13 protein-coding genes are annotated in these 16717 nt (G+C 68.1%); 3 read left to right on the top strand and 10 right to left on the bottom strand.

What is annotated here, in order from left to right; all coding sequences use genetic code 11:
- Nucleotides 1–7 precede the first annotated feature (7 nt).
- The 4 genes from HKK74_RS13340 to HKK74_RS13325 form a co-directional block, all read right to left on the bottom strand.
- Nucleotides 8–1183 (bottom strand): ABC transporter permease, encoded by a 1176-nt coding sequence (locus tag HKK74_RS13340; protein ID WP_187243571.1) that lies wholly within the window; start codon nucleotides 1181–1183, stop codon nucleotides 8–10.
- 107 nt (nucleotides 1184–1290) lie between these two features.
- Nucleotides 1291–1983 (bottom strand): ABC transporter ATP-binding protein, encoded by a 693-nt coding sequence (locus HKK74_RS13335; RefSeq protein WP_187243493.1) that lies wholly within the window; start codon nucleotides 1981–1983, stop codon nucleotides 1291–1293.
- On the bottom strand, nucleotides 1980–3128 hold the full coding sequence (locus HKK74_RS13330; protein ID WP_187243492.1) for a peptidoglycan-binding protein: 1149 nt from the start codon (nucleotides 3126–3128) through the stop codon (nucleotides 1980–1982). The genes HKK74_RS13335 and HKK74_RS13330 overlap by 4 nt, the downstream gene beginning before the upstream one ends.
- Entirely contained in the window at nucleotides 3125–3670 is a 546-nt protein-coding gene (locus tag HKK74_RS13325) for a hypothetical protein (RefSeq protein WP_187243491.1), read from the bottom strand. The genes HKK74_RS13330 and HKK74_RS13325 overlap by 4 nt, the downstream gene beginning before the upstream one ends.
- 235 nt (nucleotides 3671–3905) lie before the next feature.
- Between HKK74_RS13325 and HKK74_RS13320 the strand changes: the two genes are divergently transcribed.
- Both HKK74_RS13320 and HKK74_RS13315 read left to right on the top strand, forming a co-directional pair.
- Nucleotides 3906–4562 carry a response regulator transcription factor gene (locus HKK74_RS13320; RefSeq protein WP_187243490.1) on the top strand — a complete coding sequence of 219 codons (657 nt, stop codon included), beginning with the start codon at nucleotides 3906–3908 and terminating at the stop codon, nucleotides 4560–4562.
- Nucleotides 4559–5848, top strand: coding sequence for a sensor histidine kinase (locus HKK74_RS13315; RefSeq protein ID WP_312881465.1), 1290 nt, complete (start codon nucleotides 4559–4561; stop codon nucleotides 5846–5848). The genes HKK74_RS13320 and HKK74_RS13315 overlap by 4 nt, the downstream gene beginning before the upstream one ends.
- Before the next feature lie 57 nt (nucleotides 5849–5905).
- Here HKK74_RS13315 and HKK74_RS13310 read toward each other — a convergent pair whose 3' ends face one another.
- The 5 genes from HKK74_RS13310 to HKK74_RS13290 all read right to left on the bottom strand — a co-directional run bounded on the left by HKK74_RS13310 (nucleotide 5906) and on the right by HKK74_RS13290 (nucleotide 13453).
- Nucleotides 5906–7747, bottom strand: a complete 1842-nt coding sequence (locus HKK74_RS13310; protein ID WP_222722214.1) for an acyltransferase family protein — start codon at nucleotides 7745–7747, stop codon at nucleotides 5906–5908.
- A gap of 272 nt (nucleotides 7748–8019) precedes the next feature.
- The gene (gene manB / locus HKK74_RS13305; RefSeq protein ID WP_187243488.1) at nucleotides 8020–9105 is read right to left on the bottom strand and encodes a mannose-1-phosphate guanylyltransferase; all 1086 of its coding nucleotides are present in this window, start codon (nucleotides 9103–9105) and stop codon (nucleotides 8020–8022) included.
- Nucleotides 9098–10189: a glycoside hydrolase family 113 gene (locus HKK74_RS13300; RefSeq protein ID WP_222722213.1), complete on the bottom strand. Its 1092-nt coding sequence runs from the start codon at nucleotides 10187–10189 to the stop codon at nucleotides 9098–9100. Before HKK74_RS13300 ends, manB begins: the two co-directional genes overlap by 8 nt.
- 141 nt (nucleotides 10190–10330) lie before the next feature.
- Entirely contained in the window at nucleotides 10331–11782 is a 1452-nt protein-coding gene (locus HKK74_RS13295; RefSeq protein WP_187243486.1) for a glycosyltransferase family 2 protein, read from the bottom strand.
- Nucleotides 11783–12250: 468 nt separating this feature from the next.
- On the bottom strand, nucleotides 12251–13453 hold the full coding sequence (locus HKK74_RS13290) for a serine/threonine-protein kinase (RefSeq protein WP_187243485.1): 1203 nt from the start codon (nucleotides 13451–13453) through the stop codon (nucleotides 12251–12253).
- 164 nt (nucleotides 13454–13617) lie between these two features.
- Between HKK74_RS13290 and HKK74_RS13285 the strand changes: the two genes are divergently transcribed.
- Nucleotides 13618–14889, top strand: coding sequence for a DUF4132 domain-containing protein (locus HKK74_RS13285; protein WP_187243484.1), 1272 nt, complete (start codon nucleotides 13618–13620; stop codon nucleotides 14887–14889).
- A 107-nt stretch (nucleotides 14890–14996) separates the two neighbouring features.
- Here the strand turns inward: HKK74_RS13285 and HKK74_RS13280 are convergent, their stop codons facing one another.
- Nucleotides 14997–16661: a hypothetical protein gene (locus tag HKK74_RS13280; RefSeq protein WP_187243483.1), complete on the bottom strand. Its 1665-nt coding sequence runs from the start codon at nucleotides 16659–16661 to the stop codon at nucleotides 14997–14999.
- Nucleotides 16662–16717: the final 56 nt, after the last annotated feature.

Below are 16717 nucleotides of genomic sequence, written 5' to 3'. Positions count from 1 at the left end.
CCTGGGCTTACGGCGTGGCGAGCGCCTCCGTGGGGGAGAGGCGGGAGGCGCGGATCGCCGGGTAGAGACCGGCCAGGGCGCCGATGGCGAGGGTCGCGCCGACGCCGCCGAGCACCGCCCAGGCCGGTACGACGGTCGGCCAGCCCTGGTAGAGGGCGTAACCGGAGGTGACCGCGGTGCCCAGCAGCGCGCCACCCGCGCCGCCGAGGGCGGAGAGCAGCAGCGACTCGGAAAGGAACTGGGTGCGGATCTGGCCGCGGGTCGCGCCGAGCGAGCGGCGCAGGCCGATCTCAGAGCGCCGCTCCAGCACCGAGATGACCATGGTGTTGGCCACCCCGACGCCGCCTACGAGCAGCGCCACCGCGCCCAGACCGAGGAGCAGCCCGGTGAACGCCTCGCCCGCGGCCTGCTTGGCGGCGAGCGCGTCAGAGGGGCGGGAGACCTCGACCTCGTTGGGTGCCTCCGGGTTGGCGGTGGCACCCAGCACGGCGCGGACCTGCTCGACGTTCGCGTCCTCAGAGCGGGTGTAGACGGTGGTCGGATGCCCGTCGAAGGCCAGACTGGACTCCGCCGCCGGCCAGCCGACCAGCGCCGCGGTGTCCAGTTCGGGCGCGAGCGGGGCCGGGGCGAGGATGCCCACCACGGTGAACATCTCGCCGCCGATGAGCACCTGGGTGCCGGGGCCGGCGTGGCCGATCCCGAGCCGTTCCGCGGCGGTCGCACCGAGCACCGTCGCCGGGTACGTGCCGGTGGCGGCGTTCAGCCAGGTTCCGCTCCTGACCTGCGCGCCGATGGCTTCGCGCAGGTCGGTGCGGGCGGCGTAGGCCGCGATCCCGCTGGTCTCGGCCTCGGGGATCTTGCTGTTGCGGTACACCTTCGCGCCGTCGATGAGGCCGATGGCCGACACGGCGTGCACCGGCGCGACCCGGCCCACCATCGCCTCGGCCTCGGTGGGCAGCTGGGCCGCCTCGCCGGTCAGGGTCGTACCGGGTGAGACGGTGAGCAGGTTGGTGCCCAGTGACGCCAGGGTGCGGTCGAGTTCGGCGCGGGAGGAGGACGAGATGCCGACGACCGCGACCATCGCGGCGATGCCGATGGCGATGCCCAGCGCGGAGAGGAAGGCCCGCATCGGGCGGGTGCGCAGGCCCACCGCGCCGACCTTGACCACATCGCGTGGCCACATCCGGGCCGGTCGCAGCACGTCTTTCCTCTGGGGGGACGACCCCCCAGACCCCCTGGCAACGGCTCCGCCGACATTCCTCGCTCCGCTGCGGATGTCGGGGGTGGCCATCAGCTCACCCCCGACACGGCGACGTCGTGCTGCAGGGAGTCGGCCACTACCCGGCCGTCGCGCATCCGCACCTGCCTGGGCAGGCCGTCGGCGATCTCCCGGTCGTGCGTGATGATCACAACGGTGGTGCCGGCGGCGTGGAGCTCCCGCAGCAGGCGCATCACACCGGCCCCGGAGGCGGAATCGAGGGCGCCGGTCGGCTCGTCGGCGAGCAGCAGCGGGGGTTCGCCCGCCACGGCGCGCGCGATGGCGACGCGCTGGCGCTCGCCGCCGGACAACTCGTGCGGCTCGTGGTCCATGCGGTGGCCGAGGCCGACCCGCTCCAGCGCCGCTGCGGCGCGGCGGCGGCGCTCGCCGGACCGCAGTCCGGAGTACAGGAGCCCGTCGGCCACGTTGTCCAGCGCCGGAGTGCCCGCTGCGAGGTGGAACTGCTGGAAGACGAAGCCGATGCGGCTCGCCCGCAGCGCCGACAGTTTGGCGTCGGAGAGCGTGCCCACGTCGTATCCGTCGATGTGCACGCTGCCCGAGGTGGGCCGATCGAGGGTACCGAGCACGTGGAGCATGGTCGACTTGCCGGAGCCGGACGGGCCCACGATGGCGACGAGTTCGCCGCCGCCGATGTGCAGCGAGACACCGGCGAGCGCCGTGACGCCCCCTGGGTAGACCTTCGTCACGTCGGTCAGGAAGATCATTTCGGCATCCCCACTGTCGTGCCCTCGGCGATCCCGTTCCCGGATATCTCCACCTGGCCGCCGGCGAAGAGGCCGGTGGTGACCGGGACGTACGTCGTCGTGGCACCCTTGACGACCTCCACGCCGAAGCCCCCCTCCTGTAGCGCCAGCAGCGCGGCGACCGGCACGGTGAGCACGTCCTTGCGCGTACCGGCGGTGAAGGTGACGTCGACCGAGGCCAGGGCGTAGGCGTCGGCGGCCTTCTGGGCCTTCTTGTCCTTGAGCTCCACGACCACCTCGACCTTGGTCTGCGGTTCCGCATCCTGGCCGCTGCCCGGCTGGATCACCGTGGAGACCTCGTCGATCCTGCCCTTCACGGTGCTGTCGTCGGGGAGCGTGACCTCGACGGCCGCGCCCTTCTTGGCCAGCCGCTGGTCGGTGGCCTCGAGTTCCACGGTGACGGCCTTTTCGGTGCCGGTGTAAGAGAGCACCTTGCGGCCGGGGGCCGTCGGATCCCCCTCGCTCGCCTCAAGGCTCTCCACACGGATCGCGCCGGGAGCGAACATCACGCGCCCGAGCTCGACCGCCCCGGTCTCCTCAAGGCCCTTGTCGTCCTGCCACTCCCGCACGGCCTCGGCCGTGTCCTCGGTGTACTCGTCGTCCTCGGTGAACCCGTCGTACCCGAGCGCCTTGAGGTTCCGTTCGAGCTGGCGTACGTCCGCACCCTCAATGCCCGGCTTCAGGGCGCGGTACGCGGGTTTCGGCCCGTACATCAGCATCACCGGTTTGTCGTCCACCTCGTACAGTGCGCGGCCGCGGGTGATCGTGCTGCCGCTGTCGGGCAGGGTGGTGAGCGTGCCGGGCAGCCGGCTGGTAGCGGAGGTCGCCAGGCCGAAGCCGAGCTCCCCGTCGGCGGTCTGGGTGTCCTTGAGCGTCTGCCGGGTCACCTCGGCGGTCTTCGGCGGCAGCGCGCTCGCCTTCTTGCCGTCCGCTGAGCCGCCGCCGCCGAGGCCAAGCGTGGCGGCGGCCGCGGCGCCCGCGGCCACGACGACGAATGCGACGGCGATCCGCTTGCCGCGGCGCTTTCGCCGGCGTGGGCGCCTCTCCTCCAAGGGTGCCCGGTCCGCCGGGTCCGCCCGGTCCTCGACGGTGGCTTCGTCCGTCACGGCTTCGCTCCGGCGCCCGAGCCGCCCGCGAGGATTTCCTGGCACTGCTTCTGGGCATTCTGGAAGTCCGGGTCGTCACCCACCTCGGGGCCGATCTGGACCCCACGCTGGCCCGGCTTGGGGTCGGGGAACTTCTCCACGCCGTTCTTGCGCATGCACTCGGCGAACTTGCGGCCCCTCTCCTCCGCCTGTGGGTCCGACCCCGGGGCGGCGTTCGCCATCGAGTTGTACTGCTGGCAGGCCTTCATGGCCTTGTCCACCGTCGCCCTGTCGACGCCCGAATTCTTGTCGAACTTAAGCATCTGGGGCTTGCCGGGCTCCGGATCCGGGATGTCCACGCCGTTCTTTCGCATGCACTCGGCGAACTTCACCCGCATCTCATCCGGGTTCAGGCTCGCTGCGGCGTCGGCGCCGCCGCCGTTCGTCTTGCCGCCGTCCACCGTGGCCACCCCGCCGCCGTCGTCGTCCGAACCGCACGCGGTGAGGGCAAGGGTCAGCACCAGCGGCAATGCCGCCAGAACGCTGCGGGTCCGCAGTCGCATCGTGTCGTCTCCCTGTAACGGGCCGGAGATGTTCCGGCCGAACGCAAGCGATGCAACTCGACCGCATGTTTCCTCTCTGTTTCTCCCCTCCGGTCTTCCCCGGTTCCCCGGCCGGCGGATGGCCGTCAAGACGATCGCTAACGGAAAGGAAACGCCGTGATAGGCACCATGGGCCGTGAGGCTGCCCCGCGCCTGAGATGGAGCGGTCCTCGCCCATGGGAAAGGAACGGGACGGATGCGGGTGCTGGTGGTGGAGGACGAGCCGTTGCTCGCCGACGCGATCGCGGAGTGGCTGCGTGACGAGACTCACGCCGTCGACCTCGCCTACGACGGCGAAGCGGCGCTGGAGCGCGTCACCGTCAACGACTACGACGTGGTCGTTCTCGACCGGGACCTTCCCGCCGTACACGGCGACGACGTCTGCCGCGAACTCGTCGAGGCCGGGTCGGCCGCGCGGGTGCTGATGCTCACCGCCGCGGCCGAGATCACCGACCGTGTCACCGGCCTCAGCCTTGGCGCCGATGACTACCTCACCAAGCCCTTCGCCTTCCCCGAGCTCGCCGCCCGCGTTCTGGCGCTCGGGCGGCGTTCCCGTCCGGCCGCGCCGCCGGTGCTGCGGCGCGCCGGCATCACCTTGGACCCGGCGCGCCGCGAGGTGTTCCGGGACGGGCGCTATGTCCCGCTATCGAAGAAGGAGTTCGCCGTGCTTGCCGAACTGCTGCGCGCAGACGGGGCCGTGGTCTCCGCCGAACGGCTACTGGAGAAGGCGTGGGACGAGCACGCCGATCCCTTCACCGGTGCCGTCCGGCTCACCATCCTCAAACTGCGCCGCAAGCTCGCCGACCCGCCCGTCGTCGAGACCATCACGGGAGTGGGGTACCGGATATCGTGAGCCTGCGGAAGCCGCTGCCGCGCGGCCTCACCCTGCGGGCCCGGCTGACCCTGATCTTCGGCGGCCTGTTCCTCGTCGCCGGAATGGTGCTGCTCGGCGTCACGTACACGCTGTTCAACCAGCAGCTCACCCGGCCCGGACAGCGGGTCCTCGTTACGGATACGGTCGCCGAGCCCACCCCCTCCGCCACGGAGTCCGGTGCACCCACGAAGAAGCAGCTGTTCGCATACACCGGGGACGGCGAAATGCCCACCAGTGCCGATCCCGAGGAACTCCAGCGGTGGATGAACGACCAGCGGGACAGGCTCCACGACGCGGCGACGACCTCCCTCATCACCCAGGGCGCGATCGCGCTCGTCGTGGTCGGCGGCGCGGCGGCGGGCATCGGCTGGCTCATCGCCGGCCAGGTGCTCGCCCCGCTGCACCGGGTCACCGACACCGCCCGGCGGATCGCCGCGGCCCCGGCAGCCGACCGGAAGCTGCACGAGCGGATCGCCCTGCGCGGCCCCGACGACGAGGTCAAGGAACTCGCCGAAACCTTCGACATCATGATCGAGCGGCTTGACCGGTCCTTCGACGGGCAACGCCGCTTCGTCGCCAACGCCTCACACGAACTGCGTACCCCCCTCACCCTGGGCCGCGCACTGGTCGAGGTGGCCATGCACCGCAAGTCGGCCTCTGAGGACGTCAAACAGCTCGGCGAGACCCTGCTGGAGATCAACTCCCGGCACGAGCGGCTCATCACCGGCCTACTGCTGCTGGCCCGCTCGGAGAACGAGGTCACCGAACGGGCGCCGGTCGACCTGGCCGACGTCGTCGGCCACGTGGCAGCGCAGACCGCCCTCGAGGCGAAACAGGCCGGGATCACCGTGTACGAGGAGCCGGGCGAAGCGCCCACCGCAGGCAACGCGCTGCTCCTCGAACGACTGGTGCAGAACCTGGTGGAGAACGGGATCCGGCACAACATCGGAAACGGTGGCTGGGTACGGGTCACCAGCCGCACCCGGGACGGCGACGACGGCGACGACCGGGTCGAGCTGGTGGTCAGCAACTCCGGTCCCGTGGTACCGCCGTACGAGATCCCGGCGCTCTTCGAGCCGTTCCGCCGGCTGGACACCGACCGACTGGTCACCGCCAAGGGCACCGGACTCGGCCTGTCCATCGTGCGTTCCGTCGCCCGCGCCCACGACGGCGAGGTCACCGCCCGCGCGCGCGAGGACGGCGGCCTGGCAGTGACGATCACCCTGCCCGGCTGCCCCCACGACAGTACGACGGAACAGAGATGACGAACAAAGCGACCACCCGAAGCCTCCACTGGATCATGGAACGGACGCCATCTTTGGTCATTTCTTCGGTGCCGTACCGGCGAGCGCTGCGGAGATCTGCTTCTTCAGCCAGGGCTCCACATAGCCCATACCGGCGTTGGTGAGGTGTACGCCGTCGCCGTCGGGGTAGAGTCGCTGGCCCGTCGGCGTGTATTGCAGGCACTTGCCGTGTGGGCACAGGAAGGCGTCCAGGTCGACGAGGTGCACATTTGGGGTTGCCTTCGCGACGTACTGGCCTACCACCTTGTTGAAACAGATGCCCCAGTCCGCGTTGATGGCGCCATTCTCGCGCCGCTCGTTCATCAGCAGGATCTTCGCCTGTGGTGCTTCCTCGCGCACGAGATCGACGGCAGTGGCCAATTGTTTCAGATAGCGAGTGCGGTAGGCGGGGTGACAGGGGGTAAGCCAGGTGCCGCGGATGTTCTGCTCGGCGGCGTCCCAGCCGACATGGATGAGGACCGCGTCCGGACCGGAGTTCTCTAGCTGGTCTTTCCAGAAGGTTTCCCACCGACGGCAGGCATCCCAGTTGACGAGGACCTTGTTGACCTTGTCGCGCACCTTGTCCGGCGACATCACGCCGCAACCGCCTTGCCCGCCGTCGGCCACGGCGAAACCGTCCCCGTGCTTGCTGAGGGCGGTGGAGAAGTCCTCCGCCATTGAGTCGCCCAGCGTGAGCACCAGAGGTTTCCCGTCGGGACGCATTGAATCCGCGACGTAGGCGGGGAGGTAGTACGCGCTGAAGCCCACCACGAGGGCGACCGTCGTGAACAGCGGTATCGCGCGGGACGCGCGCCACTCACGTACCCGGACCTGCTCGATCGAGTAGTGCATGACCATCGATGTCAGCCAGGTGAGACCGGTCCCCAGGATGAACAGCGCCCACGGTCTCAGGTCGGGCCACGCCATCAGCAGCAGCCAGTAGACCGGCAGATGCAACAGATAAATGGTGTAGGAGATCTGGCCGATCTCCATCAGCGGTTTGAGGGACAACGCCTTCACCAGCGGCCCCCGCTCGATGCACAGCGACGCGGTCAGCACCCCTATCAGCAGCGCGACGAGAGCCAAGCCCCCTTGGTACAGCCACGCATCGTGATAGGTGCTGACCTTGACGCTGAAGAAGACGATGCCGACGAATGAGCTCAGGCCGACCACGGTGAGCAGTGCGGTGACGGCGCCGCTCGGTTGCCTGCCACGGCGTGCCGTACGCCGCTGCGCCAGATACACCACGAAGGCTGCGGCGGCACCGGCCATGAACGCCACCGCTCGGGTGTGCGTGGCCAGGTAGAGGAAGTCGCTGTTGCTGCCATTCCATAGATACGGAGCCACGCCGGCGGATCCGGCGAACAGCAGAACGGTCAGCACGGCGACGGGTAGCACCGCTCGGCGAAACAATGCGAAGGCCACTACGAGTACGAGTGGCCAGACCACATAGAACTGCTCGGTGATGCTGAGCGACCACATGGCCGACAGCGGGCTGATCGTCCCGAAGTGGTCCCAGTACGAGTCGCCGCGAGCGATCTGGGCCCAGTTGGCGACCTGCAGTACCGACCCGAGGGCCTGGTCAGAGATGCTGCGGGCCTCTTTCAGGGGGCTGGTGACGTATGCCACGGCGACGACCAGACCGAGGGTGATCATCAGGCCTGGCATCAGCCGCTTGAACCGGCGCCGGTAGAAGGCCGCGACTCGGATGCGGCCGTTCCGTTCCACTTCGCGAATCAGCAGCAGGGTGGTCAGGAATCCGGATAGCACGAAGAAGGCGTCCACGCCGAAGAGGCCGTTCCTGAACCAGTTCGTGTGGTACAGCAGCACCGAAAGGATTGCTATGCCACGCAAACCGTCCACGGCCGCGTACCGGGCCATGGCGCGAGTAGCGGTCGGCCTCTCCTCCCGTTGAGGAGGCGCCGGGGCAGGCCGGGGTTCCCGGGCCGGAACTGCTTGTGACCGCTGGTACGGATGTTGGGCTGACCCGTATCGCTGGTCATGGCCCTGGTCATGGCCCTGGCCCTGGCCGTGGCCGTCGGCGGGCCCCCAGTGTTGTGCAGGGCCCCAGTGGTCGGTCGGTGGCTGGCCACGCATGGTGAGGCGCTCTCCGAATCAGGCGTCAGACAGGTCTGGTGAAGGGAAGCCCTGGTTCATGCGCGTGCCGCGGAGATTCGTACGCCCTGCGCGGGAAGCACCACTCGGCAGTCGATCCGCAGGCCAGGAGTTAGTTCGTTGTCGGCTCCCACCTCGGCGCCGTCTCCTATGACGACGCCGTCCAGTGTGGTGCCAGGGCCGATGCCGGCGAGACGCCCCACGACCGAGCTGTGCACCAGGGCGCCCTTGGCGATGTGTGCTCCCGCGAGTACCACGCTGCCCTTGACCACGGCGCCATCCTCGACCCGCGCGCCCTCACCGATGACCGTGCCGCCGCTGATCTGGGCGCCCGGGTGCACTGAAGCACCAGGTAGTACCAGAGCCTCACCCGGTGGCCCGGGCAGTGCCGGCGAGGCCACCAGACCGCGCACCAGGTCGGCCGACCCCTGGATGAAGGCGGCGGGGGTGCCCAGGTCGAGCCAGTAGCCGTGGTCCACCACGCCGCGTACGTACGCCCCCGAAGCAAGCAGTCCGGGAAACGTCTCCCGTTCCACCGAGACCACCCGGCCGGCCGGAATTCGGTCCAGGACCGAACGGGTGAAGACGTAGCAGCCTGCGTTGATCTGGTCGGTGACGATGTCCGCGGAATGCTCCGGCTTCTCGAGGAAGTCCAGCACCCGGCCGTCTCCGTCGGTCGGTACGAGGCCGAAGGCGCGCGGATCCGCGACCCGGGTCAGATGCAAGGTGACGTCGGCACCCGAATACCGGTGCCCGTCGCGCAGGCCCGCGATGTCGAGGCCCGAGAGGATGTCACCATTGAAGACCAGCACCGGCTCGTCGGGCCCGCATGCGAGGCGTTCCGCGGCATTGCGGATCGCGCCTCCCGTGCCAAGCGGCTGCGGCTCGCTGATGTACTCGATTCGGATTCCCACCTTCTGGCCGTCGCCGTACTCCTTTTCGAAGAGCTCGGGCAGGTAGGAGGTGGCGAGCACGATGCGGGTGACCCCGGCGGCGGCGGCGCGCTTCAACTGATGAGTGAGGAAGGGAACTCCCGCGACGGGCAGCAGCGGCTTGGGGGTGTTGCTGGTCAGGGGGCGCAGTCGCGTTCCCTGACCGCCCACGAGAAGGATGGCTTCAGTCATTGTGGGTGCCGGGTCCTGGGTAGTCGGAGGTGAAGCAGGTGCGGATGGCCTTTTCGCTTCGGGGACGGCCCGCGAAGTCGAGACGGGAGGCAGCCCTGTCGTCGGGCGGGGTGTTGGGGTCGTCATCGAAGTAGATGGACCACCAGTAGACGCCGCTCATCTTGCGTTGCTGAACGATCCTGCAGATCGCCGTGTACCAGTTGGCCTGGACGTTCGGGTTCACCGCCCGCCGTGTGTAGAAGTCACCCGGCGCGTGGTAGGCGCCGTTCATCGCCCCGATGCCCGCCTCGGAAAGGACGATTTTGGGCAGAGGGCCGCGTTTCTTCTTGTCCAGCCAGGTGTTCCAACCCGCGACCAAGGTGTTGACCGATGCGGTGTCCGGTACCTTGATCGGGAAGTAGGCGTCGACACCCAAATGATCCACTGGCATGTTGACGTGGCCTGCCACGTAGTTGTCCCAGTTGGCGTCGTATGCGATCTCACCTGAATAGATCTTCCCCGCCTTGGAGACCAGCGATTTCCAGTGGGGATCGCCCTCCATGGAGTTGAGTTCGGTACCGACCACAACGGTGGTGACCTTCGATTTCTGGGCCATTTGGAGATAGGGCGCGAGGAATCTCGAGTACGACACGAACCAGGCGCCTCGGCTCGCCGGCTCGATGCTCCCGCGCCAGCCCCTGGGGGGGTTGAGGGATTTCTCGTCCATGATCGGCCGGATGGTGGTGCGCAGTCCCGCATCATTGAAGACCTGCAGCACTCGCGCCATGCGCTGCGGGGAAGGTGTCTTGGCGCCGCGCGAGATCGTCGTCGACGTGATTCCGCCGGTGTAGAGGGGGAAGGAGATGCTGACGGCGTTGGCATGCAGGCCGATCAGGTAGTCGGCCAGTTCTCCGGCCTTGCGCTCGATGTACGCGTTCGACTGCTTGCGATTCTCCTCCCAGTAGGTCTGTACGCCCCATTGGGGCATGCCGGGCTTCCATATTCGGTCGACGCGGACACCCCGCCCCGTTGGCTGCGTGTTGGTGGGCGAGGTGGAGGCCGGGTCGGCCTTCTTGGACTGGTCGCCGACGACGAGATGCGGCATCGCTGAGCCGTTTTGCCAGCGCACAGGGTGGCTACCGAGTATCAGGGGTGCCGCGATGACGACGGTCAGGACGAAGACGGGCAGGGCCGCGAGCAGCGGCAGCTTGGAACGACGCTTCATCAGTAGGTTGCTTCCCGGCGGCTAGGCAGGCTTGGCGATCACGACGAACTTGTTCTCTTCGCGGCGCACGAACTTCAGGAAGCCTCTGAAACCGCCGAGGCCTTCGAGAACCGAGAAAACCGGGATGAGGGCGACCACGGCCATCGGCTCCCACCACTTGCGCCTGCCGTTGAGGGAAACGAGCGCGTTGAGCCGCAGCCCCTCCCAGTAGGTCCAGATGACGTACGCGAAGTTGAGAGACCACAGCACGATGACGGACTGGGCCACGGGTGAGGTGTTCAGGTCTCCGGTGAGCCAGCCGACGAAAAGGACGGCCGCGATGTGCTGTAGCGGACCCAGAATCCAGGTCGCCACGCAGACGCCGAGGAACCAGCGGTACCGCAGTGGGATGGTCCGGTTGAAACACAGGGCGACCAGCCCCCATGCCCAGCGTTCGCGCTGCTTGACGAAGTCGCGGGCCGTGGCCGGCGAAGCCCCGTAGCAACGACCGTTGAACCAGTCGCTGCGGCCTGGATAGCGACGGCAGAACGTCAGGGCCAACTGAGCGTCCTCGACGATCGCCTTGGGCCCGAAATCCCATCCGATGGTGGCCTCGATGGATGCCCTGAGCACCAGCAGTTCACCGTGCACACCGGCGACCGGCGTACCCATGCCGGTGAGCGCGCGGAACCGGGCGATGTCGTCTGCCGGCCGGACGGCGTCGGCGAGCCAGGTGAAAAGGTTGACCGCGTTCTCGCGCGGATAGGTGAGGATGCCCTGCGCCATGTGCTTGGCCTTGTCGGGGTGTTCCCGGCGCTGGCGGTTGATGAACTGGGCCAGGGCGGCCGCCGTGTCCGGGCCCACGCCGGTGTCGTCGTCCATGTGCAGCACCCACACGTTGTCTTGCGCTTCGCGCTCGGCGATCCGCAGCTCATGGGAGTAGTGGTTGGCTCGGGCCTTGAACCGGGTGCCGTTGGGCGTCCGGTAGGGCTTGGGTACGGTCACCACGCGGATCAGCCGGCTGGACATGCCGAGCCTGTCGATCGCCGCGGCCGCCTCGCACCCTTCCTCGGTGAGGACGTCCACTCTCATGTACGGGAAGTACTCCGGCAAATGCTCCACGTAGGAGAGTACAGAGCGTTCCAGCGCCGGGTAGGTGTCGTGCCGTCCGATCGTCGGCACCAAAACGATCAAGAAGTCCTTCTCGACGGGTGCGGGAGGCACCATCTTCGAACTGCCCCGGATGCGCCGCCGGATCAGCAGGGCGCCCTGAATGCCGACGAGCACACCGATCACCGGGAGTGACCACACGAGGGTCAGCACCCAGCTCAACGGGGACTTGCTGGGCTGGTATGACCAGAGCCCGAAAGCCAGCAGCACCAGAAACGGCATCAGGAACGGCCAGATGCCCGGCTTCCAGGCGGAGGTTCGTTGGGCGAGCCTCGTGGTGTTCCGGGAGTGGGCGTGGAGCCCCCCGGCAGCAGTAGTTGACATCGTGCGGTTCGGCCTTCTCGACGTTGAGCGGGGTGGCTCGGATAGGACGCCTACAGGGGTGGCCAAGGGCGCCGGACAGGTCTCCTGCTGCCCCTCGTGTGCAGGTTGAGTCCCACCACCCCGAACAGTCGCTCAGCTCACCCTGCCCCCCGGCTCCATCTACTCGCTGGCCGAACATCCGTAACATAGCAGGCAAAACTTATATAGACGGATATATCGCCCACATCGACCGTGTAACGCGAGGGCGATGGCGAGGCTCCGTCGCTATTACTTACAGCGTCTCTGTGGCCGGATTTGTCACAGCCGTTGACTGAACTGGTCGGAGCGCCGCCCACAGGACGCCGAAGGCAGGAGGTACGGGCGGCGGCGTCGGCGGCGCCTGGGCGCGCTAGCGCACGCTGGAGGCCGGTTACCCCATCTCAGCGGCCATGGGCTCAACGGCGATGGGCTCGGTGATCGCTCTGCCGTTCATTTTCGACGTTTGTGCGGCTTCGCGCGATGGCCTTTGGGGCGTGGGACCGGCTTTTGGTGCACGGTGGGCGATTCACGGAGGGCATTTTCGGGTGTGTGGGAGGTGGTCGGGGCTGGTTGGCTCTGGATCACTGTCGGCTGATGCGCTGGCGCTGACGGCCGGGCCAGCGAGCCGAGCACTGCGGCCAGTAGGGCGATCGCAAGTCCACCGAGCACGAGCGGAAGCCTTCGGTGGAGCCGTGGCGGCTCTTGGGCGGCGGGATGGGCCAGCACCTGGGTTGCGGTTCGTACGGGCCGTCCCGCCGGCTCCGCGTGTGTGAAGGAGTGACCGACCACGGTTGGGGCAGAGAATGCGGTCGGCCGGCCGCCTGCCCTGCTCCGATCGGGGATCGCGGGCGTGGGCTCTGCCCGCAATCGGGCGGCCCGGTCGGCGACGGCCGCTGCGTCGGCCGGTCGCATCGCCGGGTTTTTGGCAGTCAACGAGAGCACGAGGTCACGGAGCCCGGACGGTACCGCCGCAGGCAGCGTCGGGAGCGGTGCATCGCGATGCGCGAGAAGCACGGCAGCGGCGGGCCCTTGGTAGGGAGGACGACCGGTGAGTGATTCGAAGGCGATGATGCCCAGGGCGTACAGGTCGCTGGCGGTTGTGGCCTGCATGCCTGAGGCCTGCTCCGGCGCAAGGTACAGCGGCGTGCCCAACAGCGTCCCGGTCCGGGTCAACGGGATGGCGTCCACCGCCCGGGCGATCCCGAAGTCGGTGATCTTGATCGACCCGTCGCGGCCGAGCAGCAGGTTTCCCGGCTTGATATCGCGGTGCACGAGTCCGGCGGCATGCGCCACGGCCAGCGCCGACGCGACCGCAGCGAGGACGTCCAACACATGCTCCGGGCTCAGCGGAGCGTCCCGGGCGATCGTCGCCGACAGGGATTCACCGTCCACGTATTCCATGACGAGGTAGGGCGGCGTATCGCTCGTCCCGTCGTCATAGTCGAAGAGCTGGGCCACTCCTGGATGGGACAACCTAGCGGCATGCCGGGCTTCACGGTGGAATCGGTCGCGGAACTCCACGCTGTCGGCGTACTCCGCGCGCAACAGCTTCACTGCGACCTGGCGGCCGAGCGCGGTGTCCTCCGCGCGCCAGACTTCGCCCTGCCCGCCCGCGGCGACGCGCTCGATCAGTCGATAGCGGTTGCCCAGCACCGTTGTTTCGCCAGTTATGAACGTCATCGGCGAACCACGATAACGGAGGCGGCCTGCCCCGCCCTGAAGACGCCGTGCTGGAGCTATGGCATTGGTGTGACCCGCGTATGCGCCGGTGCGCTGCGCACCCGAGGAAACGCACTGGTCAAGCCTGAGTGACCCGGGTGCGGTCGCATCTGGCGGCCTTTGGATTGGATCTGTTCGAACGCTGGCAGGAGCACGGAGAACGTCCCGACGACGCGTGGGCGCTCACCACGCTGGGCTCGCTCGGCGATGACGAGGCCGCGCGCCGCCTCACCCCGATCATCCGCGCCTGGCCGGGCGAGAACGGTCACCACAAGGCCGTCAAGGGCGTGGACGTCCTCGCGCTGATCGGCTCCGAGACGGCGCTGATGCTGCTCGACGCCATCGCGCGGAAGGCGAAGTTCACCGGCCTCAAGGAGTACGCGCAGTGGAAGATGCACGTGGTCGCCGACGGGCTCGGCCTCAGCGGTGAGCAGCTCGCCGACCGGCTCGTGCCGACCTTCGACCTCGACGCCGACGGGGGCATGACGCTCGACTACGGGCCGCGCCGGTTCCGTGTGGGCTTCGACGAGGCGCTCAGGCCGTACGTGACCGACGAGGACGGCAAGTGGCTCAAGGCCCTGCCCAAGCCGGGCGCGAAGGACGACTCCGGGCTCGCCCCCGATGCCTACCGGGCATTCGGCGAGCTGAAGAAGAACGTGCGGACGGTCGCGGGCGACCAGATCAAGCGGCTCGAACAGGCGATGGTCACGGGCCGCACCTGGACGCTGGAGGAGTTCGGCGACCTGTTCGTGCGGCACCCGCTGATCTGGCACATCGCGCGGCGGCTGGTGTGGACATGCGACGGCGTGCCGTTCCGGCTGGCCGAGGACCGCACGTTCGCCGACGTCGGGGACGAGACGCTGGCCCCGGCCTCCACCACGGCGGTGATCGCCCTGGCGCATCCGCTGACTCTGGGGGAGACACTGGACGCCTGGTCGGAGGTGTTCGCCGACTACGAGCTGACCCAGCCGTTCCCACAGCTCCGACGCGCGGTGTACGGGCTGACCGAGGAGGAGCGGGAGGCCGTGCGGCTGGCCCGCTTCGAGGACGTGAGCGTGCCGTTCGGCAAGGTCCTCGGCCTGACGCGACGCGGCTGGGAACGCGGTCAGCCCCTCGACAACGGCACCGAACGGTGGATTTCCCGGCCCGTGCCAGGCGGCCTCCACCTGGTCGTCAACCTCGACCCCGGCATCCAGGTGGGCATCGTGGACTACGACCCCGAGCAGCGCCTCCGCGAGATCTGGCTCGGGGACGGGCCCAGCGACCACCACTACGGGAGCCGTGACGCGCGTCCGCTCGGCGAGCTGGACCCGGTGACCGCCTCCGAGATCCTCGCCGACCTCACCGAAATCACGGAGGGCTCCAAGTGAACGAGGACACCCTGGTCATCTAAGGCTGGCGGCGCCGCCTCCACCCTTGGCAACGAGAAGGGGGCCGCCCTGCCTGAGGACGGCCCCCCTTTTTTCGCCTGCGGCGGTCAGCGTGCGCTGACGTAGTCGCCGTTCGGGGACGTGGAGAAGTGGTACTTGTCCCCGTAGTAGGCGATGGTCCACGTGCCGCTGCCCGGGGCGTTGATCCTCCTGGTGAACCGGCCCCGGGAGTCGGTGGTCGTGCTCGCCATGAGGTACCACGTCTTCTTTCCGTAGAAGCGGAAGATGACGGAGACCTTCTGGCCGCGGAACCCGGTCCAGGACGATGTCGAAGAGTTCCGGTGCTGAAGGGTGCCGGTCACCGTGACCGGGCGTCCCTTGCGCACCGGCTCAGGTGAGGCGTTGAGCCCAGCCACGCGGGTCTCGTACCGCCGCGCGTACTTCACCGGGCTGACCGAGGCGTAGTAGTCATTGGTCTCGACGTACCGCGCCCGGTAGTAGCCCGCGGCGGCTGGTGCCCAGAAGGTTCCGGAGAAGTCGCCGAAGCCCGAGGTCTTGAGGGTCTTGATCAGGCGCCAGCCCGTCCTTCCGTTCCCGGAGTACTCGATGAGAATCGGCGTCCCGCTACGCACCCCCCAAGTGTCGCCCACGACGTCGATCTTGCCTTTGACCGACAGCTCGGCGTACTGGTTGAGGGATGTGCTGAAAGAGCTGATCTTGGTCTCGCGCGGAACCGTGAGGCGGGAGGTCTTGGCCGAGGAGTTCTCGTAGAAGATGTCCGGCGCCTTGTAGAGGACTTCGATCTCGTGGGTGTACCGGGCCTGGACGGTGGCGGAGAAGCGACCTGTGGCGTCGGTCGTGGCCTCGCCGTTGGCCTTGTCGGGCACCCGGTCGCCATCGGAGTCGTAGGCGTCGACGAGGACCTTCTGCCCGGCCATCGACTCCCAGACGTCCCCAGTCTGCCGCTCGAGGGTGCCGGTGACGGTCACCGTGGCGGCTGCCGGGACTCGCGTCTTGTCGACCGTCGCCGACATGCGGGTCCGTGTCGGGCGGACGTTCACGTTCACCGTGTCCGAGAACGCCAATGCGAGGTCCGGCTCGTTGACCGCATCCCAGTTGGTCGTTGCCATGACCCGCAGGTTTCGCCTGTCGGGCTGGATCGTGGTGCTGAAGCGGCCGTCTTCCCCGGTCGTGGCCGTGACCCTCGGCGAGGAGGATTCGCCTTGCATGAGCAGGATGGTCAGTTGACGCGCCGGTAGCGGTGTTGTCTCTCCGGTGGTGGGCCAGAGGCCGGTGACGCGGCCGCTCAGAGTCACGGTGCGGTGATCCCGATCCGGGGCGGCCGGGTCCGCGGCCAACTCGATGGCCGGCCAGATGACCCAGTCGAACCGATAGCCGGTGCTGCCCCAGCCGGTGGCGACGTCGAGTTTGTTGTCCTTGGTGTCATAGGCCTCGATGCTGACCTGGAAGATGTCCATGAAGCCGGGCCGAACGGTCGCCGACGCCACCGAATCGATACCGTTCCGGCTCACTGTGAAGTCGGTGACCTCGATGACGGGCTTGTCGGTGTTCCGATCCGGCATGAGGACGGCCTTGACTGACTTGATGTCGGTGTCGCCTTTGAAGAAGACCTTCAGGACATCCGGCTGGTCCTTGGTGTTGTGCGCGCCGGTGGCGTACGACACGATCTCGGCGTGAGCGCCCACGGGAGCGGCGATGAGCGTGAACGCGATGGAGAGCGCGCTCACGATGAGCAGGGGGATACGTCGCAATTGTTCACCTGTAGGGCGGTCGATGCTCGGCAGTCGCGTGATCATTCACGCGAAGG

It is taken from the genome of Actinomadura alba (genome assembly GCF_014323705.1).
GTDB classification, from domain to species: domain Bacteria; phylum Actinomycetota; class Actinomycetes; order Streptosporangiales; family Streptosporangiaceae; genus Actinomadura_C; species Actinomadura_C alba.
The sequence above is the reverse complement of the archived record's forward strand: the minus strand, read 5'-3'. Positions and strand labels throughout refer to the sequence as shown.

Excerpts from the sequence above, each read along its gene's own strand:
- HKK74_RS13340 (WP_187243571.1), bottom strand. The coding sequence starts at position 1,183 with ATGTGGCCACGCGATGTGGTCAAGGTCGGCGCGGTGGGCCTGCGCACC.
- HKK74_RS13300 (WP_222722213.1), bottom strand. The coding sequence starts at position 10,189 with ATGCCGCATCTCGTCGTCGGCGACCAGTCCAAGAAGGCCGACCCGGCC.
- HKK74_RS13325 (WP_187243491.1), bottom strand. The coding sequence starts at position 3,670 with ATGCGACTGCGGACCCGCAGCGTTCTGGCGGCATTGCCGCTGGTGCTG.
- HKK74_RS13335 (WP_187243493.1), bottom strand. The coding sequence starts at position 1,983 with ATGATCTTCCTGACCGACGTGACGAAGGTCTACCCAGGGGGCGTCACG.
- HKK74_RS13295 (WP_187243486.1), bottom strand. The coding sequence starts at position 11,782 with ATGTCAACTACTGCTGCCGGGGGGCTCCACGCCCACTCCCGGAACACC.
- HKK74_RS13320 (WP_187243490.1), top strand. The coding sequence starts at position 3,906 with ATGCGGGTGCTGGTGGTGGAGGACGAGCCGTTGCTCGCCGACGCGATC.
- HKK74_RS13310 (WP_222722214.1), bottom strand. The coding sequence starts at position 7,747 with ATGGCCCGGTACGCGGCCGTGGACGGTTTGCGTGGCATAGCAATCCTT.
- manB (WP_187243488.1), bottom strand. The coding sequence starts at position 9,105 with ATGACTGAAGCCATCCTTCTCGTGGGCGGTCAGGGAACGCGACTGCGC.